The organism is Pedobacter sp. PLR (assembly GCF_026239675.1).
GTDB lineage: Bacteria > Bacteroidota > Bacteroidia > Sphingobacteriales > Sphingobacteriaceae > Pedobacter.
Genome location: NZ_JAPIVQ010000003.1, coordinates 543,216 through 567,104, shown reverse-complemented (window position 1 = coordinate 567,104; position 23,889 = coordinate 543,216). Strand labels below are relative to the sequence as shown.

The window sequence follows — 23,889 nt, the reverse complement described above, 5'->3', positions numbered from 1 at the left end:
ATGAAAACCCATTTATTTTGTATCGCAATGCTGATTATGAGCACTGCATCATTCGCACAAAAAAACACCTCCGCTACCGAAGCGGTCATCACCTATGGCTCCCGCAGCAACGGCAAGGAAACCGGCGGAGAGAAAAAGCTATTTATCAAAGGAGCTCAGGCGAGGATCGCCGGTCAGGATCGCCAGGCAAAACAAGAACAATTCCTGCAATTTGAAGAGGCAGTTACCTATCAGGTGCTGAATAGCAATGGAAATCTATACACCTTTAAAAAACCTTTTTCTGAATATGCCACAGCAGAGCTGATCGCAGGTACAGATACAATAATGGGTATTCCCTGTAAAAAAGCAAAAGTTTTTATCCGCTCTAATACTATTGAAATCTGGTATACAAATGACCTGAAAATTAAAGGAACACCAGACCTGACCATTACTCCCGGCATCGGTCTGATCCTAAAAACCATTCGCAATGGCAATACAGAAACTTATGCGAAGAAAATTGATTACCGCAAGGTAAAAGCCGAAGAACTGGCCTGGCCTAAACAATGGGGTACAATCCTTGACGAAGCCGCCTATCAACGTCAGGTGATTGAAAGTCGCTACCAAACGATCAACATCTTCAATAAGGAAAAGATCAGTTTTGGAAACAAAACAGAGAACCCTGCTGCTGACCAGAGCAATGCAACTTACCATTTCTCCGGCGGTACCGTAATCCTTAAAAAAGTAAAACTTCCGGCTGCAAGACCAGGACAATCTGTATTTGCAGAGCTGATCCAAAACTCTAACGGTGATGCTTACGACAGAACAGGATCGGTGTTTATGATCCCGGTAGACAAATCAATTTCCTTCCTTAATGCCTTACAAAACGGATTACAGACTTTACCGGTTTATCTTGCCCGTAATGGCAAAAAATATCAGGGTGTTACGGCTACGGACAATTACCTCCCTCCTTTAGAACTGATGCGTTTTTTCACTTCATTTGGCGTGAAACACTTTAATGAACAAGCAAAAATAAAAGGATACAACTGGGCAGATTCAGTGATTTACAAACAAGATATTACTGTCCTTTCTCCGAAATTACAAGGCGAAGTCTGGATTGGCGTATATATCGGAAACTATGATAAAGGCGGACATACCGTAAGCCTGAACCTAAATTACTACCCTGGATATGAGGGTGAAAAAGAGAAGGAAAAGAAATCTTTTATCATGCCTGTATTTAACACCACCAATTTGATGGAAATGGCCGGACAAGAGTATGGAACCATGTTTGAAAAAGATTCCCTAACCGTAACCATTGATGTCCCACAAGGTGTAAAAAACCTAAGGTTAAGGTACCTGACAACCGGCCACGGTGGCTGGGGTAAAGGAGATGAATTCGTTCCAAAAATGAATGAGATTTTTGTGGATGGTAAAAGAGTTTATCATTTTATTCCATGGAGAGAAGATTGTGCAACCTACCGTTTTAGCAATCCTTCTTCCGGTAATTTCGGAAATGGTCTTTCTTCTTCAGATTTAAGTCGCTCAAACTGGTGTCCGGGAACGCTTACGCTTCCTGTAGAAATCCCCTTAGAAAACCTTACACCAGGTCAGCATACACTGCAGGTAGCCATCCCTCTTGGAAAACCAGAAGGCACCAGCTTTAGCTCATGGAACGTTTCCGGCGTATTAATCGGCGACCAGGAGTAAAGCCTGATCAAAAGGAATCAGCATTAAAATACTCCCATAAAATTATGCTGCACTGTCTCCAAAAAAGCATTGCACAGCTCCCAAAAGCATTGCACAGCCCCCAAAATGTTTGAAAATTTTGGGGGTATTTTTATGATGGATACCGCCATTCTACTTCCCTGTAAAATAGTGCTTCATTTTCTAAAACAGATGAATCAGCTCCCTGATCCAACACACAAACACCTCTAAATCTTACATTTATCTGTTTATACTTTTTTGTACAAGCAATAGGTTAGCCGTACCTTTATAAGGTACAGTTATTGTGATAATAACATCAAAGACCGATATCATGAATGAAGATTTGGATATGTTGGAGAAATCCGCACTAAACGACTACAAGTACGGCTTTACAACAAAAATAGATACAGACATCATCCCTAAGGGATTAAACGAGGGGGTTATTGAGCTCATTTCTAAAAAAAAGAACGAGCCGGAATGGATGCTTGCCTGGCGCCTTAAAGCCTATGCCTACTGGTTAAAGCTAACCGAACCAACCTGGGCCAACATCAAACACCCTCCTATTAATTACCAGGATATTATTTATTATGCTGCCCCGAAGCAAAAAGAGCAGCTAAACAGCCTTGATGAGGTTGACCCGGAACTGCTGCGTACTTTTGAAAAACTAGGGATTTCCCTGAACGAACAAAAGAGATTAACAGGAGTAGCCGTTGATGTGGTGATGGACAGTGTCTCTATTGCGACCTCTTTTAAAGAACAATTGTCCGAAATCGGGGTCATTTTTTGTTCCATAAGTGAAGCCATTCAAAAGCATCCCGAATTGGTAAAAAAACACCTGGGTTCGGTAGTACCGATGACCGACAATTACTTTGCGGCATTAAATTCAGCAGTCTTTACCGATGGATCATTCTGTTATATTCCTAAAGGCGTAAGATGCCCGATGGAGCTCTCTACTTATTTCAGGATCAACGCTGAAAATTCCGGACAATTTGAAAGAACATTGATCATCGCGGAAGAAGAGAGTTATGTGAGCTATCTGGAAGGTTGTACCGCACCGATGAGGGATGAAAATCAATTACACGCAGCAGTGGTAGAACTTATTGCCATGGAAAAGGCAGAAATCAAGTATTCTACTGTTCAAAACTGGTATCCCGGTGATAAAGAAGGAAAGGGAGGAATTTACAACTTCGTTACCAAACGTGGTATTTGTCAGGGGGATTATGCTAAAATCTCCTGGACACAGGTAGAAACCGGCTCTGCCATCACCTGGAAATATCCGAGTGTGATCCTTAAAGGTGACCATTCTATTGGTGAGTTTTACTCTGTGGCCTTCACCAATCATCATCAGCAGGCAGATACCGGCACTAAAATGATACATCTTGGAAAAAACACGAGAAGCAGGATTGTTGCCAAAGGCATCTCTGCCGGACAAAGTCAGAACAGTTACCGTGGCTTGGTTCGTGCCTCCAAAGGAGCGATCAATGCGCGGAATTATTCGCAATGCGATTCCCTCCTGTTGGGAGATAAATGTGGCGCCCATACCTTTCCTTATATAGAAGTAAAAAACAAAACCGCCATTGTAGAGCATGAAGCTACCACCTCCAAAATCGGGGAAGATCAACTTTTCTACTGTCGCCAGCGCGGTATTGATGCAGAAGCTGCTGTGGCGCTGATCGTAAACGGGTTTGCCAAAGAAGTGATGAACCAGCTCCCTATGGAATTTGCTATAGAAGCGCAAAAACTACTCACCATTAGTATGGAAGGCAGTGTAGGCTAATTTCTAATCCTCTAAAATTTCAAATATGATGTTATCTATAAAAAATATACACGCAAATATTGACGGCAAAGAGATCCTGAGGGGCATAAATCTGGACATTAAAGCCGGAGAAGTACATGCCATCATGGGCCCTAATGGTTCCGGGAAAAGTACTTTAGCCTCCGTACTTGCAGGAAGAGAAGAATATGAAGTCACTGAAGGTACGGTCACTTTTCTGGATAAAAACCTGCTGGATTTGTCTATTGAAGACCGCGCCAGGGAGGGTCTGTTCCTCGCATTTCAGTATCCGGTTGAGATCCCCGGGGTGAGCACAACGAATTTCATTAAGGCTGCAGTGAATGAAAAGCGTAAATATCATGGTCAGGAGCCATTGGATGCACTCGCTTTTCTGAAGATTATGAAAGAGAAAATGGCATTGGTGGAGATCGATCAATCCTTACTCAGCAGGTCGATCAATGAGGGGTTTTCCGGCGGAGAAAAGAAACGTAATGAAATCTTTCAGATGGCCATGCTGGAGCCGAAACTTGCCATCCTTGATGAAACAGATTCCGGACTGGACATTGATGCCCTTCGTATTGTGGCCAATGGGATCAACAAATTGAGAAATGAAAACCGGGCGATACTACTGATTACCCATTATCAGCGCTTATTGGATTATATCCAGCCTGATTATGTCCACGTACTTTACAACGGACGTATTGTTAAATCCGGCACCAAAGAACTTGCCCTTGAACTGGAAGAAAAAGGATATGATTTTATTACCGATGAAACGGATTTAGCTGCAAAAGAGTAATCTTTTAAAAGCACCATCCGGTCCATTTAAAAACGAATCCTTCTTAAAAGAAAAGACAATGACTAACATCGCTTATTTTACAGATCAATTTGAAGGTTTAGCAGCTACTGATTCCACAAGTACTATTAAGGAACTTAGTAAAGCAGCTTTTGATACTTTTAATCAATCAGGATTACCTACCTATAAGCTGGAAGAATGGAAATACACCAATATCAGCAGTTTATTTGACAAGAATTATCAGTTTTCAAAAGAGGATTCAAAAGAAAACCTAAGCCTTGCCGGGCTCCGCGCACTGAACTTACCCGGAAAAAATGAAGCCAATGAGCTTTATTTTATTGATGGACGGTTTATGCCTGGTTTATCAAAAATGATTTCTTCTGAAAAAGAACTGATCATTTTACCGCTGGAAGAAGCGGCAAAAGGCCCTTATCAAAAGATTGTAGCAGAACATCTGGGCAGTAGCAGCAAATACCTGAAAGATGGCCTCCATGCCTTAAACACCGCATTTATACAGGACGGAGTTTTCATTTATCTTCCAAAAGGGCAACAATTAGATGCAGCCTTGTATTTACACCACATTAACAATGCAAATACAGAAAACATCCTCTCCCAACCGCGGAGCCTGGTCTATTTAGCGGAAAACACGAATTTACAACTGGTAGAAACCTATACCACACTGGGCAGCATGGATAGTTTCAGTAATGAGGTGATCGAAATTGTCTTACAGGAAAATGCATTTCTAGCTTATTATAAACTTCAGAATGATGGCGCTAATGCCGCTCAGGTAAGCAGTACACAGATCCATCAAATCGGAAAAAGCTATGTGCAGACCTTAACGATCGCCCTGAATGGTGGCGTAATCCGCAATAACCTGAACCTGATTTTAGACGCCGAAGGCAATGAAACGCATTTGTATGGCTTGTCTCTTTTGAAAGGAAACAGTCATGTAGATCACCATACGCTGGTCGACAATAAACAGCCAAATTGCTTCAGCAACCAGCTTTACAAGGGAATTGCCGACGATACTGCGACCGGGGTTTTCAGTGGAAGAATCATCGTACAACCGGATGCTCAAAAGACAAATGCTTACCAATCCAGCAAGAATATCATTCTATCTGAGCGGGCAACTATTAATGCCAAACCTCAACTGGAAATCTTTGCTGATGACGTAAAATGTTCTCATGGCTGCACTGTAGGGCAGCTGGATGAAGAAGCGATGTTTTATTTAAGAGCCAGGGGGCTTCCTTTAAAAACTGCTGAATCTTTATTATTACAGGCATTTGCATCCGATATTCTGAACCAAATCAAGTTGGAACCTTTACGTATACACGTTGAACAATTAATTTTAGATCAGTTAGCCAGCTCATAAAATGAAAGCACCAGAGATCAAACCTTCCTCATTGACAGACAAAACAGCTGATTCAGGCCAAAGGACTAATGATGCGGAACAATCTGCTTTTGAGGTACAAGCCATCAGAGCCCAATTCCCTATCCTGAGCAGGACAGTCAATGAAAAGAAGCTGATCTATTTTGATAATGCTGCGACCTCCCAAAAACCGCAATGCGTAATTGATGCGCTAAGCGACTATTACAGTCGTTATAACGCCAATATCCACCGCGGAATACATACGCTCGCAGAAGAAGCTACATTGGCTTATGAGGCCAGTCGTCATGCCGTTCAGGAGTTCATTGGAGCGGCAATGCCGGAAGAAATTGTCTTTACACGCGGAACAACAGAAGGAATCAACCTCGTAGCCAACACCTGGGGCAGGCAAAACATTAATGCCGGTGATGAAATTCTGATCTCCGGAATGGAACACCATTCCAATATTGTACCCTGGCAAATCCTGTGTCAGGAAAAAAAGGCGGTTTTAAAAGTCATTCCTGTATTAGATGACGGGACACTTTCTATGGAGCAATACCAGCACTTACTGAATGAAAAAACTAAGCTGGTTGCCATTGTACAAGTCTCTAATGCACTGGGTACCGTCAATCCTGTCAAAGAAATGATTTCAAGGGCACATCAGTCCGGCGCAAAAGTATTGGTAGACGGCGCACAATCGGCAGTACACCTGGACATAGATGTTCAGGATTTAGACTGTGATTTCTTTGCTTTTTCAGGTCATAAATTATATGCCCCTACCGGCATAGGTGTACTGTATGGTAAGAAAGAACTCCTGGAAGCTATGCCGGTTTTTCAGGGCGGAGGGGAAATGATCAAAGAGGTTAGCTTTGAGCGGACCACCTATAACGACCTACCCTATAAATATGAAGCCGGAACACCGAATATCGCCGATACCATTGCCTTAAAAACGGCAATAGACTTCATCAAAAGCATCGGAAAAGATCAGATCAGAAAACATGAAAATGAATTACTTGATTATGCTACCGCCGGACTGGAAAATATACCTGGTCTGGAGATCATTGGAAAAGCTAAAGAGAAAGTAAGTCTGGTTTCATTTATCATCAAAAACATCCATCCACATGACATTGGCATCCTACTGGATAACCTGGGCATTGCCGTAAGAACGGGGCATCATTGCACCCAGCCACTGATGAAGCGGTTTGGCATTCCCGGCACCATAAGGGCCTCTTTTGCGCTTTACAATACGAAAGAAGAAATAGATGTCCTCCTTGCAGGACTTCATAAATCCATTAAAATGTTATCCTGATGAATCAAAAGAATATAGCTGAGATAGAAAAAGAAATCATTTCTGATTTTTCCATGTTTGACAGCTGGGAAGATAAGTATGAATACCTGATTGATTTGGGAAAACAATTGCCGGCATTGGAGGAAAGTTATAAAACGACAGACCATAAAATAAAAGGTTGTCAATCCAACGTATGGCTTATCGCGTCATATCAGGATGGGAACGTGTTTTTTAAAGCGGACAGCGATGCGATGATTGTGAAGGGCCTGGTCAGTATGCTAATTAAGGTGCTATCGGGACAGTCGCCAAAAACCATCCTGGAGGCTAAATTGGAATTCTTTAAAGAGATCGGGATGTTCAGCCATCTGGCGCAAACCAGATCTAACGGCTTATTGGCGATGATCAAACAAATGAAAAATTATGCATTGGCTTATCAATCCATTAAAGAACTTGAAAACAAATAGATCATGGACAAAGAGGAATTGAAACAAAAAGTAATTGACTGTTTACAGACCATATATGATCCGGAAATACCGGTCAGCATTTATGAGCTTGGCTTAATCTATGAAACAGAGATCCTGACTCCATTCAATAATGTTCAAATTGTGATGACCCTTACTGCGCCTGGTTGCCCTGCTGCACAAAGCATCCCTCTGGAAGTAGAGGAAAAAGTGAAAAAGATTGAAGGGGTAAATGAAGTAGCTGTGGTTGTCACCTGGAACCCGCCATGGACCAGAGACATGATGTCGGAAACCGCTAGATTTGAATTAGGAATGATGTAAAAATCAGGATTCCTAAAAAATAAACCTACGAAAACCTCCTTTAAACCCTACTAAACACTCATTCAGAAGTATTTCAAAATAAAGACTACTATTTTAGTATACTTTATATATATTTGCTGCTGTAGGGACCACACCTATTACATAGTCATGTGGCCGAGTGGTTAGGTATGGGTCTGCAAAACCTTTAACGGCGGTTCGAATCCGCCCATGACGTCATTAAAAGCTTGCCTTCGGGCAGGCTTTTCTTTTTTGTTGCTATTGAAAAATCCGGGGCAAAAAGAAACGGGGATATAGCTTCCAGCCACATCCCCGTCATCTAAATTAACGCTCTCATATATAAGACGCCTAAATCATCTGATTATTGTATTCCGCGTAAAAAATATTATTTTTCATAGAACTCTATGGGCAACAAATCAGGATCTGCAATAAAGGTAAATCGTTTACCGGTAAACTCATCTACTCTGATGGGTTCTGGCGCTACTCCTTTTTCTTTCAGCACCTGAATCACTTTTTCCAGATCGTCGACCTGAAAAGCAAGGTGTCTTAAACCTACTGACTCTGGTCTGGAAGGTCGCACTGGCGGATCAGGAAAAGAGAAAAGCTCAATCACGTACTCCCCGTTCAAGGCAAGATCAAGTTTATAAGAATCTCTTTCTGCCCGATATACTTCCCGGATGATGGTTAAACCCAATACATCCGTATAAAAAATCTTAGAAACATTATAATCGCTGCAAATAATTGCAATATGGTGTACTTTACTTAACATGGATTTACTTTGTAGTTATAGTTAACCGATAAATCTGCCCTTTATTGCCTGCAAGCAGGATTAAACCACCGGTTTTTGATTTTTGAATCACGTTCATGCTGACCACTGAAATATTATACCAGTTTTTACCACCATCAGAAGAAACATCAGTTCCTGAACTGCCTGTAGCTACCAGCATTTTTTCAGTGATATAAACCACTCCTGAGCGGTAGCCATCTACTGGCTTCTCAGGTTTCTGCCAGGTTTTACCGCCATTACTGGTCAACAAAACATTGTTTTCATTTTCTTTATCTTTCAGGTAATTACCACCCACTACTATCCCATGATTGTCATCATAAAAATCCATAGAAAAGGGGCCTGTACTACTTTCTCCCTGAAGAATCGGGCATTCAAACACCTGCCAGGTAGATCCAAAATTGCTGGAATAATAAATATTCGAAACCTTTCCTCCGGTAGCAATCCATACTTTTCCGTTATCCAGGGTTTTAATGGTGGTACCGCTGGCAGCAAAAGCGGCTTCGCCAACACCCATTTTAGCCTGCAGGTTTTCCGAAATGTCATTCCAGGAAACGCCACCATCGATCGTTCTTAACAATTGCATTTTACTATTAATCGGGTCGCCAAAAACAATTCCACGTTGTTCATTCCAGAAACCCATTCCATCTAAAAAAATAGCAGAATCCAGATTTTTATAACGCTCAGTCCAGGTTTTTCCGCCATCAATAGTTTGTAGGATATAAGCAGGCGAACCTGCATTAACTACGATTGCTTTATCTGCATCAAAGGCTTCAATGTCTCTAAAATCTAGTTTTTCATGACCTTCGGGTTTGATCCATTCCCAGGTTTTCCCGGCGTCGGTAGTTTTACCAATATGGCCATTACTGCCGCTTACCCAGGCCACCTGATCAGAAACGATACTCATTCCCCGCAGACTGGTATTTTCTCCGGTAGTGACCGGAATCAGGTCGTAGGTTTGTGAAAATGAGTATAAAGGAAAAAATAATAAACAAAAAATAAGTCCTCTCATCTATTTAAATCTTTTCCAAACATCCGTCCTGCCAATCAGAGAGAAACCAATATATCCCCTCACATTCAACTGTCCATTACTCTTAAGGCTCATGTTACAGCTGTAAGTCTTGCCTACTTTTGGATCATAAATCGTACCATCTACCCATTTTCCATTGTCATAAACAAAGTCCTTTAGCATTTCAAGGCCTAAAACTGGTCTTGATTTTAAATTAGCTGCAGGATTCTTTACGTCTAGTTTAGGATTACCCTTTTCGTCTTTCGGTTCTTTTAACCAGACGATTTTTCCAAAGAAGCGGTCTCCTTTTTTAAAAATATCAATGTGTGCTTCACCGGAAGAATTAATCCATTGGCCCAAAATAGCATCGCTTGTTTGAGAAAACCCGGAGAAAGAAATTGCAGTGAATAGAAGTAACAACGAAATGTATCTCATATTTCAGATTTTAAATGTATCTAAAGTTACTAAATAGCCCCTAGAATAAGTAAGGAACAGTAAAATTAGCACATTGTTTGCTATTCCGGTTTTTGATAAGGAATATCGAACTTAAAATGACATCCTTTTCCTGCATCACTTTCTACGCTGATGTGTCCGTTTTGAAGTTCTATCAGCTGTTTACAGATGTAAAGACCCAGGCCTGTTCCCGGTTTCCCTGCCGATCGGTTGGCCTGATAATATCTGGTAAAAAGTTTTCCCTGCTGGTCTTTTGGAATACCGATACCCGTGTCAATGATACTGACATTCAACAGCACAGTCTGCTCCCCAACAGTCTTTAAATCCACTTTTACATTCACCCCACCCTGATCAGTGTACTTTACTGCGTTGTTCAGGAGATTGAGCATGATCTGTTTTAATCTAAAAGGATCCCCATTAACCATTGCCTCTTCGTCCCCGTTAAAGTCGGCTGATAAAGAAATCTGCTTCCTTTCGGCAATGAAAGTCATGGCTGCAATAGTCTCCTTAATCTCTGTACAAGGTTGAAAAGAAACTATTTTCAAAGCTGTTTCTTTTTGGTGATCAATTTTGCTGACATCAAGAATATCATTGATGGTATCCATCAGCATACTTGATGATAAATTGATAGAGTTAAGTTTCTTTTTTTGATCCTCATTCAGCGGACTCCTGTTCAACAGGTAAATTAAACCGGTGATGGTAGTCAGCGGATTTCTAATCTCATGACTCATGATCGCCAGCATTTCCGATTTCTGTTCTGCCAGTGCGACAGCACGTTCGTTTTCACGAATGTAATTGTCTTCTGATATCCCTGCTTTACGGATATAAATGATCAGCAAAACAATAAAAATCAGAATCATCAATACCGCTACTCCGGTAAAGCTATTCATATCATTAGTTGCCGATTGGTATTGATTCAGCATTTCTGCCCTGGCTTTTTCCCAGTCATTCAAATAAGTATCTTTCAATTCCTGGACCAGCTGATGTAATTGAATCACCAGGCTTAAATTTGCTGAAATCAATTGCTGATTGGATTTCGCCAAACGTCCATTTTCTTCATTCAGTTTCCTGAGAATATCTCCCTGAGTATTGTTCTGTTTTCTGAGTACAGATCTGTTTATAGAATCCCGGATCTGCTTTTCGCGATTTACAGTAATCACTTTAAGGGACTGTTCACTTTCCTGTTTATTTTCTATCGCGTCCTGAAGCCGCTTAAAAAGTCCTTTTTTCTTTGGTTCAGGTTTGATGATCCGCACAGTAGTATCTGCTTTTCCGGAACTTCTTTTAACGGTAGTATTGTATTTATGTTTCTCAGTAAATTCTTTGGATGGATTCCCAACCATACTTTGGATGTTCGTAATCCGCAACAAGGAATCAAAATTATGCTTAAGGCTAAAAATTTCATTAGAAATCTGCAGTTTGTCGCCAAATGCTTTCCCTAATTGCTCTTTACTGGCAGAGAATCCACCTGAACTGTCCAGATCATGCTTTTTCAAAATCAGTTCAATCTGGTTGAAAGTCCGGGTCAGTTTAGTTTTATAATCTTCCAGCTTCTGATTCTCCCCATACAGAATGGCCTGCTGAAAATCACTTTCAGCACCGCTTAAGTCCAGCAAAATATTACTGATTTCCTGATTCTGAGAATGCTCACGCAATTTTGCCGCGAGTGTATCTAGCTTTTGGAAGATAGAATGCCTCAGCAATAAAGATCCTGCGGCAATTAGAAAAGTGAATACCAGAAATAAAACGAAAAGTTTACGAAGATTATTAGAGGTTTCACCTGATTTATTAACGAACATAGTATTATTTAATATTTCCACCAAAATCTTTGTGGACTGCAAATTTATTAATATTTATCCGCTATAAGAGAAGAAAGATCAGTAAGTCAAGCAAATAAAGGACCGCTGATTTGATGTTTTTTAAATTAAAATGGTATTTTTAATTATTAACGCGCTTTTTCCGAAGGTTTACGATGCTGTTCCTCATTGCTATTTTAATTGCTGTTTCGAGCTTTTTATCCTCCTTTTTAAGCAGATTAATTGGTTTTATTGCAATATAGGTTTCAATTTCAGTCTATATAGTTCTTAATTTCACAACATATAGTTTTCAATTTCAACCCATGCTGCTTTCAAGTCCACAACCTATAACTTTCAATTGCAGTTAATTCAATTGAAAGCTACCCTAATTCAATTATACCATACTATTTTCAATCTCACAGCATGTCAGATACTACAACACATCATCTAAATCATCAACCCGATTTTAAAATAAAAGACCATATGAAAACCTTGAAATTACTCCTGTTCATTCCGGCATTTCTGATCATCAACACGGCCTGTGCACAGGTAAACATTCCGCAGAAATTCAAAAAACTGGAATGGCTAACCGGCAAATGGAAACGTACCAATCCTAAAGCCGGAGAAAGCGGCCATGAAATCTGGGCAAAATCAGGTCCTTTAAAATTAATAGGAAAAGGGGTTACGCTGAAAGGGACAACGCCCACATTTATAGAAAACCTGGAATTCAGTGTCAAAGGAAAGGACATCTATTATATAGTTATGATGGAAGGTGATGAACAACCTACCTATTTTAAGCTCACTTCATTAGCAGCAGATGGCTTTACCTGTGAGAATCCGGAACATGATTTCCCAAAAAAGATCCGTTACAAAAGAACCGGAAAAAACATGAAGGCAGTCATTTCAGGAGGGGGTAAAACGATAGATTTCGACTTCATTAAAGACAAGTCCCAGGGGGAACACGACAAAACGTTTTAGAAAACCGATTCTTCTACTGCTTTCATTGAGAAAAATGATGAACTTTACGCCTACCCATTTTTAGGTACATAAAATTGCAATTTGCAGGAAAAGAAAGGATGAATCTGATGACAGAAGAAGAAGTGATACTGGTTGATGAAAATGATAACCCAATAGGAACTATGCCAAAACTTGAGGCACATCTTGAAGGCAAATTTCACAGGGCATTCTCCGTCTTTGTTTTTAACAGTGCCGGTGAACTTTTACTACAACAACGTGCGTTCGATAAATACCATTCTGCGGGAAAATGGACGAATACCTGCTGTAGTCACCCCAGACCCGGTGAACTTACCGCAGATGCAGCAAACAGAAGACTAAAAGAAGAAATGGGAATGGCCTGTGAATTAAGTCCGGTTTTCAGCTTCTCTTATCGTGCTGAACTTGAAAACGGACTGATTGAAAATGAGTATGACCATGTTTATTTTGGTCGAACTGATATTTTACCTGTTCCTAATCCACAAGAAGTGGCAGACTTCAAATACATAACCATGGAGGCGCTGGAACTGAGTTTAGTTCATGACCCTACAGTCTATACCGAATGGTTTAAAATTTGTTTTGACCAGGTCATCGAGCAATACCGTAAAAATTCATACTAAAATAGGAATTTGCTGCTCAGGAAGAGCAGCGGAAAATTACCTCATAAAAAAACCGGATTAAATTCTAAAGAAGAATTCAATCCGGTTTGTACCCAGAAGCAGATTCGAACTGCCACGCCTTTTCAAGCGCCACCCCCTCAAGGTGGTGCGTCTGCCAATTTCGCCACCTGGGTATTTCTCCTACAAATATATATTTATTCGCAGAATATGCTTAAGCCATCATAGGCTAATTTAATATTTTTTGGTAATTCTTCTTCTACCTCCTCATGTAAGCCTAAATTATGACTGATATGAGTCAGATAAGTCATTTCTGCGCCTATCTTTTGAGCAAATTCAATGGCTTCCTGTAGTGTAAAATGGGAAATATGTTCTTCATGCTGTAAAGCATTGATCACCAAAACCTTTGTTCCCTTTACTTTTTCAATGGTTTCTTCAGAAATTGTCTTAGCATCGGTAATATACGTGAAATCATGAATTCTAAAGCCCAGAATCGGCAGTTTATAATGCATGATATTTAATGGAATCACGGTGGTATTGCCAATTTCAAAAGGCTGGTCAACAATGGTATGTACATCTATCTGGGGCAATCCCGGGTAATGTGTTTCTGCGAAGATGTAAGAAAACTCTCTTTTTAAAGCTTCCTGAACACGCGTAGTTGCAAAGATGTCAATGTTCTTTTTCAAAAGATAATTAAAAGGCCTGATGTCATCTAAACCGGCCACATGATCTTTATGCTCATGTGTATAGAGAATAGCATCCAGGTCTTTCACCTTTGCGCGCAACATCTGGTACCTGAAATCAGGACCGCTATCAATGACGATCGTCTTATCTCCCATTTCAACCAATACAGAAACCCTCAGGCGCTTGTTTTTATGGTCTGTAGACTGACAAACCGAACAATTGCAAGTGATTACCGGAATACCCTGGGAAGTACCTGTTCCTAAAAATGTAACTTTCAAAATTGATGAGTTGAGGCCATATCTTCAAAAATAACAAATTACCTTAAGTCTACAACTTCTACTCCCGGATACTTCTTCGGATCAAAAGAAAAAGTACTTTCCGGAACTTTCAGGTTTGTCACCATCTTACTTACCGTATAGCTGTATTTATTACCACCTTTATCAAATATGACTACTGTACCAATCTGTTTCGCTGCCTTATCAATTCCTAAACGGATCTTAAAGTACGATTTACTTACGTCTACAGGAGCCAGATCGATCATTTGATATACTTTGCCGCCTACTTTACTTTCGCCGGTATAGCCATATTTAAAGCCTTTTTCGTAAATGGTGAATAGCTGAGCTGGATTTAAAGCATCACCGCTATGATCGGCGTCTGTTACCTGTACTTCTTTATCTTCTTTTAAATATGTCCATTGCGTTTTACCATCACTGATCAATTCCTGATTCGTCATTGTTACGCGGTACTTATTTGTTTTCGCTTTAACAATTAAAGTTCCTTTCTGTGTCTCTTTAAGCTTCGCCTGCGCGTTGTCTAAAGAAAAGGTGAAGTCAGCCTTTACCACATCAAAAGAACGATATTTCTTACTTACCTCTGCCAATATTGCTTTCGCCTTTGCATCCTGCTGTGCATAACCGGAAAATCCAAAACCTGTCAATACCAGTAACGACCATATTATCTTTTTCATCTATTTCTCTTTTCGGGTTAGTTATTCTTCAGGTCAGTCAAGAACTGTTCCAAAGCGTAATCGTCAGGAATCAGCACCTCTCTGGCTTTACTACCTTCAAAAGGTCCGACTACACCTGTGGCTTCCAGCTGATCGATGATCCTTCCGGCCCTGTTATACCCCAGCTTCAACTTCCTTTGAATCAAAGAAGTAGAGCCTTGCTGATGCATTACAATTAAACGTGCGGCTTCCTCAAACATCGAGTCACGATCTTTAGGATCGAAGTCCGATTTAGCTGATTCTGCTGCTTCATCAACATATTCAGGAAGCTGATAAGCCTCTGCATACCCTCTTTGATTGCCGATAAATTCAGAAATACGATCTACTTCAGGTGTATCCACAAAAGCACACTGCAATCGGATCAGGTCATTTCCTGTCGACAATAACATGTCTCCTCTACCAATCAGCTGATCGGCACCACCACTATCAAGGATCGTTCTCGAGTCAATTTTCGACAATACCCTGAAGGCCAGTCGCGCAGGGAAATTCGCTTTAATTGTACCTGTGATAATGTTTACCGAAGGACGTTGCGTAGCCAACACCAGGTGAATACCTATCGCACGTGCCAACTGCGCCAAACGGGCAATCGGTGCTTCCACCTCTTTACCGGCAGTCATCATTAAATCTGCAAACTCATCCACAATCAATACGATATAGGGAAGGAAACGGTGTGAGTTGTTCGGGTTTAGTTTTCTTTTGATAAACTTCTCATTGTACTCTTTCAGGTTTCTTACCTGTGCATCCTTCAATAAATCATAACGCTGATCCATTTCAATACAAAGTGAGTTCAGGGTATTGATTACCTTTTTCGTATCCGTAATAATCGCATCAGCTTCTCCCGGAAGTTTAGCCAGGAAGTGACGCTCAATTTTATTGAACAAGGTCAACTCTACCTTTTTAGGATCGACCAATACGAATTTAAGTTGTGAAGGGTGTTTCTTGTAAAGCAGGGAAACCAGGATAGAGTTGATCCCTACCGATTTACCCTGACCCGTAGCACCGGCCACTAATAAGTGAGGCATTTTTGCCAAATCACCAATATAAACCTCATTGGAGATGGTTTTACCCATTGCAATCGGTAATTCCATCGTAGTAGTCTGGAATTTTTCGGTGCTCAGGATACTTCTCATAGACACCATTTCCGGGTGTAAATTAGGTACCTCAATACCAATTGTACCTTTACCCGGCATCGGTGCAATAATCCTGATCCCCAATGCCGCTAAACTTAAGGCAATGTCATCTTCCAGATTTTTAATCTTGGAAATCCTTACTCCAGGTGCCGGTATGATCTCATACAAGGTTACCGTTGGACCAATCGTTGCTTTAATTTTATCAATTTCGATATTGTAATGAAGCAGGGTATTTACAATTTTATTCTTATTTGCTTCCAATTCATCCGTATTCACAGAAATCTTATTGGAACCGTAATTTTCTAATAAATCAAGACCTGGATATTTGTAACTGGCCAGATCTAAAGTAGGGTCATAATTACCAAACTGTTCTACCAGCTCATCAGATTTTTTATCTTCTTCGGACTTTTCAATCACCAATTCCAACTCAGGTTCCGCCTCCGGAACAGGCGTAATTTCCATCGGCATCGCTGCAGCTGCTGCTGAAACCAGTGGCGCCGGTTCTGTCGCGGCTACTGGCGGCATAGGCACCATTGGAGGTACTACCGGTGGCACTGGAATTACAGGCGGTGTTGCTATTGGCACATTAGCCAGCGGAGTAGTCTGTTGATGAGCTGTTGCTCTGTTATATTCCGAAATAACATCTCTTTCCAACTCTGGTTCTTCCATCTCTTCAAATCTTGTTGAAGGCATGATGGTCACATGCTGTTCTCTTTTTTTATCTCTAGCCAAACGGTCATTTAAGGTGAATTCTACTGGCTCTGAGCGCAGCGCATTTCCGGTTCCTTCGGTTTCATCTTCATCTTCCTGTTCAGGAATATCAGGAATAATAGCTTCCGGTCTTTTACGTTGTGGCAGTTTAAAGTCGATATTATAAGCAATAATCAGGATAGACAAGCCTAAAAATCCGATTAATCCGGCAACTCCAGCCTTTCCTATCTGGGCGGCCAGTAGTTTATTGGTCCAGTAGCCAAACTCTCCTTCCAGAAAATGAGGCGCATCACTGATAAAGGAATGCGCAAAACCAAGGGTAAGTGAGATGAACAATAAAAAGAAGAGGCTATAAGCCAGTGTTTTTTCAATAGAGAATATTTTCACCTTAAACAGCAGGCGGTATCCGATTACAAAGAATACAAAAATGAATAAGAAAGAGGCTAAGCCGAACCATTCATAAATAAACTGGTGTGCCAGTAAAGCTCCGATCTTTCCGAGCCAGTTAGACACTACCGGATTAATATTTACCTGTTGTAGCTCTTCGAAAGTTTTAAAAAGATTACCCCATCCCCCATTTGCATCGATCACATAACTATGATCTTCCTGCCAGGTGAAAAGATAAGAAGTAAAAGCAATTAGAAAATATAAAGACAATACGACAAACACTAATCCTATGATCTTAAACAACCTGCCATTCTGGAAATCCAGGCGGGGCATGATGTTAAATCTTTCTGTGGATGGTCTGGACGCTGATGACTTCGAGCTTTGCTTATCGCCAGATTCGTTTTTAAACGAATTGGACCTGAATTGATTTCCCCTTACCGACATTTTTCGTGACTAATATTATACACAACAAATATAAAACATATCCTTGTATGTACTAAGTTATTATAAATACATTTAAACGTATACTTATTAAATAAAAATTCTAACCTGCTTAATCGGGGGAAATCAACTGATTTCAGTAGCCGGTTAAACCTTATAACCCCATCATAGTCATACTTGTAGCGTTTGAATTTTGATTAGAGATAAGTTTTGTTTTAAGGTTAATCCCGTCCGGTATTTTTATCAGGCGGGATTTTTTTTATCCTGATGTCATTTAAAATTTGTTAATTTATTCCCATATTTTAAGAAATAAATCGATCAATGGACATCTCTCAGCTCGAAACACTAATAGAAACAGACAAAAAACAAGAGATTGCTGATTTGCTGAACAAACATCCGGAACTAACCAGCCAGGAAACCAGTCATGGAATATCGCCACTACTACTCGCTTGTTATTATAAGAAGCCGGTAACTGCTGGTATCATTGCTGGTTTTGCGAAAAACATTACGCTTTTCGAAGCCTGTGCATTGGGGAAATTTAAAGAAACGGATGACTTACTGACGCAGCAACCAGACCTGCTCAATTCTACTTCGAAAGATGGCTTTACTGCTTTAGGACTAGCTGCCTATTTCGGGCATGAGGAAATCACCAGATTATTACTTTTTAAAGGTGCAGATCCCAATATCCCTGCCAATAATGGATTTAATGTCTTCCCGATTCACTCTGCTGTTGCGGCGAAAAGTTTTCCCATTACCAAAATGCTTTTAGAAGCTGGTGCAGATGTCAATGCAAAACAACAAGCCGGATTAACCGCATTACACGCAGCTGCGCAAATCGGAAATATAGAACTTATTATCCTGTTACTGGAACATGGAGCTCCCCTGGACATTAGAATGGAAGGTGGTAAACTGCCTACAGACCTTGCTGAAGAAAAAGGATTTCCGGAGATCGCGGCTATTCTAAAAGTTTAAACATCCCAGATGCGTAACCTGATTTTTTTCACATAATGTCTCACATCCAATACCAATGCGGCCAGAATGTAAAAAATAATAGGAAAGCCTACCGCTAAAAAGGAAGAGTAAATGAAAAACAACCTGATTTTGCTGATTGAGATATTCAGGCGTTCAGCAAGATAAGTGCAGACCCCAAAACTTTGCTTTTCAAAAAATGTAATGATACGTTGGAACATGTTATTGGTTTAATATCTTGATTCCGATACCACAATTTAAGCATTTTTTCTGAGCACAATAGTATTTATTAATTTGAAGGACTGCCTGGGAGAAAAAAGCATTATCTATGCGGACCCCTGCTTGCTGATAGGACCTCGTGATCACATTACTTTCAGCAGGCGTTTCCTCTAACAACTGCAAGCCGCGGTTAATCAAATCCGGTTGATCCGAATATTTGCCATAAGCCGATACAAAAAGACAAATCGCATTAATGATCAGATGAAAAACTGAGCCCGTACCAAGCTGGATCTCCACCTTTTTTGCCTCCTTATGAAAATGATAATGGGTAGTCCAGTAAGGATTAACAGGTAGATTTTGCAGCAAGGTCTTTAATTCCGGCAATTCCTCCAGCTCCATCACCTTAGAAAACAAACGATCTGATTTCAGTAATAAAGCGCAGAACTGGGCCAGCCTTAACGTTGGGAAATTCTGCGGCCGCATCCTTAAGAACCGCCATGCAGCTACCCCAATGGGAATCAAACCATACTTCTTTTGCAGGAATCGATATTCCTTTTTTAATTCCCGGGGATATGTATCTTTAAAAGTAGCCGATAAAAAACCGGCTTGCCCAAATACCAATGCTTCCACCTGCAATGGATGATCCAGGTGCTTTCTGATCACCGACAAAGGCAAAGAAGCGGCTAAAAGTTCAAATGGGATCGCATTCACCTTAAAGCCAAAGCTTTTGGCTAAAAAATGGTAAAATGTACTTTCCCAATCCCCATTCACTTTTGCCAGATGTTCAAACACCTGTTCAGATTTCTGCGCTAAGCGCGTGATCATCATTCTGGATAAAACTCCATTCACAATCACTGCATCTATTCCATGAATTAGTTTTTCACAGGGAAAAGTATGGACGGAATTGACCAGGCCCTCATAATGTATTAAAAGACTTTCGGGGAACAGCTCTTTCAGGATCAGCACCGGAATCTCGCTGCCATCCTTTCGGTAAATTTGACGGTCATGCTCATAAACCACGTGTAGAATCACTGCATCATAACCAGAATCATCCTGATGACCATGTAAAAACCAGTCGGAAGACTTCAGGTGGATTTCCACATCCCCAACCCAGATATGGCCTCCAATACTAAGCTTCGCCTGAGTAAAATCCGGCCCTGCATTCTTATTTGGCATTCCTACTGCCTGAATACTCAGCGACTCCCCTGTGGTACAAAACAGATTTAGCGCCTGGAACAGCCGGAATTGCCAGATAAAATGAAGAAAGCTTTCAGGAAATCTCATGAAGTCTAACTTAATGATTCGGCATTAAATCATCACCATGAAATTACAAAATTATTTCCTTCTGTAATTAGTAATAAAAACACCAGCGATAATCAATACCGTTGCAATTAAAATATCCGTTGTAATGACCTCGTCTAAAACCAGCCAACCCAGGAATAATGCAATTACCGTATTGAAATAAGTAAGAATAGAAACTTCTGTAGGAGATACCCTTTTCAGCGCATAATGGTAGCAAAAAAAGGTAAATACGGAACCGAAAACTGCCAGATAGCCCACGGCCAGTAAACTATGCAAACTCCAGTTGCTCACCGATGTAGGGCCTGAGAACAGGAAGGCCAAAGCAAACTGGGCAACCGCCGAAAATGCAAACTGATAAAACAGATCCAGTAAAATATGATCTGATTTATGGCTGTTTTTCTTGGTATAAATGGTCCCGATTGTCCAACCGCTAATCGCGAAACAAAGAAACATGATACCCGTTTTATAATTAGGGTCCAGCAATTCACTAATACCCTCCCTAAAAATAAAAACAACCCCGAGAAAGGCAATAACTACACCTAAAAACCCTTTCCAGCTTGGTTTTTGCAAACCAACAGCTACACAGGCCAAAAATACGACTAAAGGATTTAAGGAATTCAGCAGGGATGTTAATCCGCTGGGAATCGTCTCTTCTGCAACGGTAACCATCCCATTGGCCATCACTACCATCAATGTAGACAACATGATCTGTCGTCTAAGATAGGGCCAACCCTTCCAGGCTAGTTCCTTTCGACTCATCAAAATGATCATCAAAATAAAAGAAGCAATGGTTTGTCGCATAGCTGCTACAAACCAGGCAGGAATTGTTTCCACCGCGACACGAATACTGAGATAGGTAGTCCCCCATACAATGGCGACTACCAATAATGCCCCAATAAGCTTTAAGTCAGTCTTTTGGGTCATATCAATTTAGCTGTCAACAGAATTGCTTCCATCTCCTGCTGCAACTTCAAGGCCTCTTCTCTTGCACGTTCGGCAAAATCTTCGCCTTTACTCGCATAAATGATGCCTCTGGAAGAATTTACCAATAGACCACATTCTTTATTTAAGCCAAATTCACAAACGTCCGCTAAGCTTCCGCCTTGCGCACCAACACCTGGAACCAATAAGAAATTATCTGGTGCCAGTCTTCTGATGTTTTTAAATTCTAAACCTCTGGTTGCACCGACAACATACATCAACTGCTCACTATCTGCCCATTGAGAAGAAATACGAATCACTTCTTCGTACAATTTACCTTCCGGAGTCTGGTGCAATTGAAAATCACTATGACCAGCATTTGAAGTTAGTGCCAACAAAATCACCCATTTATCTTTATAAGTTAAGAAAGGACTTACCGAATCTTTACCCATGTATGGAGCCACGGTAACCGAGTCAAAACTCATGTCCGACTTTGCCTCATTGAAAAAAGCATCCGCATACATCGCAGAAGTATTGCCGATATCTCCTCTTTTTGCATCTGCAATACTGAAAATATCTTCGGGCATATATTGCCAGGTTTTGATCAATGTTTCCCAACCTTTCAATCCCATGCATTCGTAGAAAGCCGTGTTCGGTTTATAAGCCACACACAAATCTTTTGTGGCATCAATAATCTGCTTATTGAATTCTAAAACCGGATTTTCGTATTTTAGAAGGTGCGGAGGGATATTTTCTAATACCGGATCAAGGCCAACACACAAAAAAGATTTTTTAATCTGGATCTGCTCAAATAGCTGTTTTTTATTCATCTATGCGTAATTTTGTGTGCAAAGATGCCAAATTTCACAAGGATTTAAGACTTGTTTTTAAACTTTTCAATGTAATTTTTATAAACATTTTAAAGTTTTCCTTGGAGATTAATTTACAAATACATACAATTGTGGCATAATTCCCTATAGTTTATCTGATCATTCCAGAAAATCCCATAAAATTTTGTTCCAAACCATCTTTTATAAATGCATTTTTTGCTCTGTTCAATTGGATAAACAATTTTATTTAAAATATTCTCTACACCCATATAATGTTTAACAAAACAGAATTAAATGAAAAGCTCACCGCCGAATTGCGGGAGATAGCTAAAACTCAAGGTATCCTAAATGCCGACGAGTTACGTAAAGCTGAACTGGTTGAAATCATCTCTCAAATGACAGAGCAACAACCAACTGTTGCACCTGTTGAAGGTGATATACCTGCAAAAGCGCCAAAAGTAAAAGCTGTAAAAGAAAGCTCTGCTGAAAAATCTACCAGAAAAAGGATCAGAATAACGCCTAAAGAGGAAGAAGAAAGCAAAAACAACAACTTTAACAGGGCTGCATTATTCGACAACGAGCCTGCTCAGGCCCAGTCGCAGGCTCCGGCCCCGGTAGTAGCAGAAGAGAAAATTACTAACGCTCCTGAAACCGCTCCGGCACAAGCCTCAGCACCAGCTATAGAAGCTGTTGCAGAAGTAAAAACCGAAACGGCAGCAAATACGCAAACGGAAGTTAAAAAACAACGCCCGCCAAGAGAAGACAACAGGCCACAGAAAGCGCCTAATCAACATGCAAATCAGAAACAAAGCGAAAACAGTTATTCTAACCTGGATTTCGACAATACCATCACCAACGAAGGGGTATTAGAGATTATGCCTGACGGTTACGGTTTCTTAAGATCTGCGGATTATAACTACCTGTCTTCTCCGGATGATATTTACGTATCTCAATCTCAGATCAAATTATTTGGTTTGAAAACCGGTGATACGGTTAAAGGAAGTATCCGTCCTCCAAAAGAAGGCGAGAAATATTTCCCATTGGTAAGGGTAGAAACCATCAACGGACGTTTACCTGCTGATGTAAGGGATCGTGTTCCTTTCGACTACCTGACTCCACTATTCCCTACAGAAAGATTAAACCTGTTCACGGAAAGCAATAACTACTCGACCAGAATCATCGACTTATTTACCCCGATCGGTAAAGGACAACGTGGTCTGATCGTAGCACAACCTAAAACCGGTAAAACCAATTTACTGAAAGAAGTTGCAAATGCGATTGCTAAAAACCACCCGGAAGTATACCTGATCATTTTATTGATCGATGAGCGTCCGGAAGAGGTAACAGATATGGCCAGAAGCGTAAGAGCGGAAGTAATTGCTTCTACTTTTGATGAGCCTGCAGAAAGACACGTTAAAATTGCCAACATCGTTTTAGAAAAAGCGAAACGTCTGGTAGAATGTGGTCATGATGTAGTAATCTTATTAGACTCTATCACCAGATTAGCCAGAGCTTACAATACGACTGCTCCTGCTTCAGGAAAAATCCTTTCAGGTGGTGTGGATGCCAACGCATTACACAAACCTAAACGTTTCTTCGGTGCTGCCCGTAACATTGAAAGAGGTGGTTCATTAACCATCCTTGCGACTGCTTTAACGGATACAGGATCTAAAATGGATGAGGTAATCTTTGAAGAATTTAAAGGTACCGGTAACATGGAATTACAGTTGGATCGTAAATTATCTAACAAACGTATCTTCCCTGCAATTGATATCACTGCATCAAGTACACGTAGAGACGATTTACTACACGATAGAGACACTTTACAACGTGTTTGGATCTTACGTAATCACCTGGCGGACATGAACGCTCAGGAAGCCATGGAGTTTGTACAGCAGCAAATCAGAAATACAAAAACCAACGAAGAGTTTTTGATTTCTATGAATAGCTAATTTGA

At 40.6% G+C, this 23,889-nt stretch carries 22 protein-coding genes and 2 tRNA genes; 12 read left to right on the top strand and 12 right to left on the bottom strand.

What is annotated here, in order from left to right; all coding sequences use genetic code 11:
- From OQX61_RS09590 to OQX61_RS09555, 8 genes are all read left to right on the top strand, one after another.
- The gene (locus OQX61_RS09590; protein ID WP_265841440.1) at positions 1-1,683 is read left to right on the top strand and encodes a PNGase F N-terminal domain-containing protein; all 1,683 of its coding nucleotides are present in this window, start codon (positions 1-3) and stop codon (positions 1,681-1,683) included.
- Positions 1,684-2,011: 328 nt separating this feature from the next.
- Entirely contained in the window at positions 2,012-3,457 is a 1,446-nt protein-coding gene (gene sufB / locus OQX61_RS09585) for a Fe-S cluster assembly protein SufB (protein WP_265841439.1), read from the top strand.
- 28 nt (positions 3,458-3,485) lie between these two features.
- Positions 3,486-4,250 carry a Fe-S cluster assembly ATPase SufC gene (gene sufC / locus OQX61_RS09580; RefSeq protein ID WP_265841642.1) on the top strand — a complete coding sequence of 255 codons (765 nt, stop codon included), beginning with the start codon at positions 3,486-3,488 and terminating at the stop codon, positions 4,248-4,250.
- A 58-nt stretch (positions 4,251-4,308) separates the two neighbouring features.
- On the top strand, positions 4,309-5,619 hold the full coding sequence (sufD, locus tag OQX61_RS09575; RefSeq protein WP_265841438.1) for a Fe-S cluster assembly protein SufD: 1,311 nt from the start codon (positions 4,309-4,311) through the stop codon (positions 5,617-5,619).
- Between the two features lies 1 nt (position 5,620).
- Positions 5,621-6,922, top strand: a complete 1,302-nt coding sequence (locus OQX61_RS09570; protein WP_265841437.1) for a cysteine desulfurase — start codon at positions 5,621-5,623, stop codon at positions 6,920-6,922.
- Positions 6,922-7,365: a SufE family protein gene (locus OQX61_RS09565; protein ID WP_265841436.1), complete on the top strand. Its 444-nt coding sequence runs from the start codon at positions 6,922-6,924 to the stop codon at positions 7,363-7,365. Before OQX61_RS09570 ends, OQX61_RS09565 begins: the two co-directional genes overlap by 1 nt.
- Before the next feature lie 3 nt (positions 7,366-7,368).
- The gene (locus OQX61_RS09560) at positions 7,369-7,683 is read left to right on the top strand and encodes an iron-sulfur cluster assembly protein (protein ID WP_265841435.1); all 315 of its coding nucleotides are present in this window, start codon (positions 7,369-7,371) and stop codon (positions 7,681-7,683) included.
- Between the two features lie 143 nt (positions 7,684-7,826).
- Positions 7,827-7,897 (top strand) — tRNA-Cys (locus OQX61_RS09555).
- Between the two features lie 168 nt (positions 7,898-8,065).
- Here OQX61_RS09555 and OQX61_RS09550 read toward each other — a convergent pair.
- The 4 genes from OQX61_RS09550 to OQX61_RS09535 form a co-directional block, all read right to left on the bottom strand.
- A complete protein-coding gene (locus OQX61_RS09550; RefSeq protein WP_265841433.1) occupies positions 8,066-8,449 on the bottom strand; it encodes a VOC family protein in 384 nt (127 codons plus the stop codon).
- 4 nt (positions 8,450-8,453) lie between these two features.
- A complete protein-coding gene (locus OQX61_RS09545) occupies positions 8,454-9,476 on the bottom strand; it encodes a YCF48-related protein (protein WP_265841432.1) in 1,023 nt (340 codons plus the stop codon).
- Positions 9,477-9,908: a DUF2147 domain-containing protein gene (locus OQX61_RS09540; RefSeq protein ID WP_265841431.1), complete on the bottom strand. Its 432-nt coding sequence runs from the start codon at positions 9,906-9,908 to the stop codon at positions 9,477-9,479.
- An 80-nt stretch (positions 9,909-9,988) separates the two neighbouring features.
- Positions 9,989-11,725 carry a HAMP domain-containing sensor histidine kinase gene (locus OQX61_RS09535; RefSeq protein WP_265841430.1) on the bottom strand — a complete coding sequence of 579 codons (1,737 nt, stop codon included), beginning with the start codon at positions 11,723-11,725 and terminating at the stop codon, positions 9,989-9,991.
- A 480-nt stretch (positions 11,726-12,205) separates the two neighbouring features.
- On the opposite strand from OQX61_RS09535, the gene OQX61_RS09530 reads away from it, so the two are divergent.
- Both OQX61_RS09530 and idi read left to right on the top strand, forming a co-directional pair.
- The gene (locus OQX61_RS09530; RefSeq protein WP_265841429.1) at positions 12,206-12,700 is read left to right on the top strand and encodes a DUF6265 family protein; all 495 of its coding nucleotides are present in this window, start codon (positions 12,206-12,208) and stop codon (positions 12,698-12,700) included.
- 107 nt (positions 12,701-12,807) lie between these two features.
- The gene (gene idi / locus OQX61_RS09525) at positions 12,808-13,335 is read left to right on the top strand and encodes an isopentenyl-diphosphate Delta-isomerase (RefSeq protein ID WP_265841428.1); all 528 of its coding nucleotides are present in this window, start codon (positions 12,808-12,810) and stop codon (positions 13,333-13,335) included.
- Between the two features lie 89 nt (positions 13,336-13,424).
- On the opposite strand, the gene OQX61_RS09520 is transcribed toward idi, so the two are convergent.
- From OQX61_RS09520 to OQX61_RS09505, 4 genes are all read right to left on the bottom strand, one after another.
- Positions 13,425-13,508 (bottom strand) — tRNA-Leu (locus OQX61_RS09520).
- Positions 13,509-13,529: 21 nt separating this feature from the next.
- The gene (locus OQX61_RS09515) at positions 13,530-14,294 is read right to left on the bottom strand and encodes an MBL fold metallo-hydrolase (protein WP_265841427.1); all 765 of its coding nucleotides are present in this window, start codon (positions 14,292-14,294) and stop codon (positions 13,530-13,532) included.
- A gap of 38 nt (positions 14,295-14,332) precedes the next feature.
- Positions 14,333-14,983, bottom strand: coding sequence for an outer membrane lipoprotein carrier protein LolA (locus OQX61_RS09510; RefSeq protein ID WP_265841426.1), 651 nt, complete (start codon positions 14,981-14,983; stop codon positions 14,333-14,335).
- Positions 14,984-15,000: 17 nt separating this feature from the next.
- Positions 15,001-17,694, bottom strand: coding sequence for a DNA translocase FtsK (locus OQX61_RS09505; protein ID WP_265841425.1), 2,694 nt, complete (start codon positions 17,692-17,694; stop codon positions 15,001-15,003).
- A 318-nt stretch (positions 17,695-18,012) separates the two neighbouring features.
- On the opposite strand from OQX61_RS09505, the gene OQX61_RS09500 reads away from it, so the two are divergent.
- The gene (locus OQX61_RS09500) at positions 18,013-18,663 is read left to right on the top strand and encodes an ankyrin repeat domain-containing protein (protein ID WP_265841424.1); all 651 of its coding nucleotides are present in this window, start codon (positions 18,013-18,015) and stop codon (positions 18,661-18,663) included.
- Here OQX61_RS09500 and OQX61_RS09495 read toward each other — a convergent pair.
- From OQX61_RS09495 to pyrF, 4 genes are read right to left on the bottom strand one after another with little or no spacing between them, the layout of a single operon-like run.
- Positions 18,660-18,881: a PspC domain-containing protein gene (locus OQX61_RS09495; RefSeq protein ID WP_265841423.1), complete on the bottom strand. Its 222-nt coding sequence runs from the start codon at positions 18,879-18,881 to the stop codon at positions 18,660-18,662. The two genes, OQX61_RS09500 and OQX61_RS09495, sit on opposite strands and share 4 nt — an antisense overlap.
- A 1-nt stretch (position 18,882) precedes the next feature.
- The gene (locus OQX61_RS09490; RefSeq protein ID WP_265841422.1) at positions 18,883-20,163 is read right to left on the bottom strand and encodes a DUF2851 family protein; all 1,281 of its coding nucleotides are present in this window, start codon (positions 20,161-20,163) and stop codon (positions 18,883-18,885) included.
- Positions 20,164-20,214: 51 nt separating this feature from the next.
- Positions 20,215-21,105, bottom strand: coding sequence for an EamA family transporter (locus OQX61_RS09485; RefSeq protein WP_265841421.1), 891 nt, complete (start codon positions 21,103-21,105; stop codon positions 20,215-20,217).
- Entirely contained in the window at positions 21,102-21,932 is an 831-nt protein-coding gene (gene pyrF / locus OQX61_RS09480) for an orotidine-5'-phosphate decarboxylase (protein ID WP_265841420.1), read from the bottom strand. The genes OQX61_RS09485 and pyrF overlap by 4 nt, the downstream gene beginning before the upstream one ends.
- Positions 21,933-22,204: 272 nt before the next feature.
- On the opposite strand from pyrF, the gene rho reads away from it, so the two are divergent.
- Positions 22,205-23,884, top strand: a complete 1,680-nt coding sequence (gene rho, locus OQX61_RS09475; protein ID WP_265841419.1) for a transcription termination factor Rho — start codon at positions 22,205-22,207, stop codon at positions 23,882-23,884.
- Positions 23,885-23,889 lie beyond the last annotated feature (5 nt).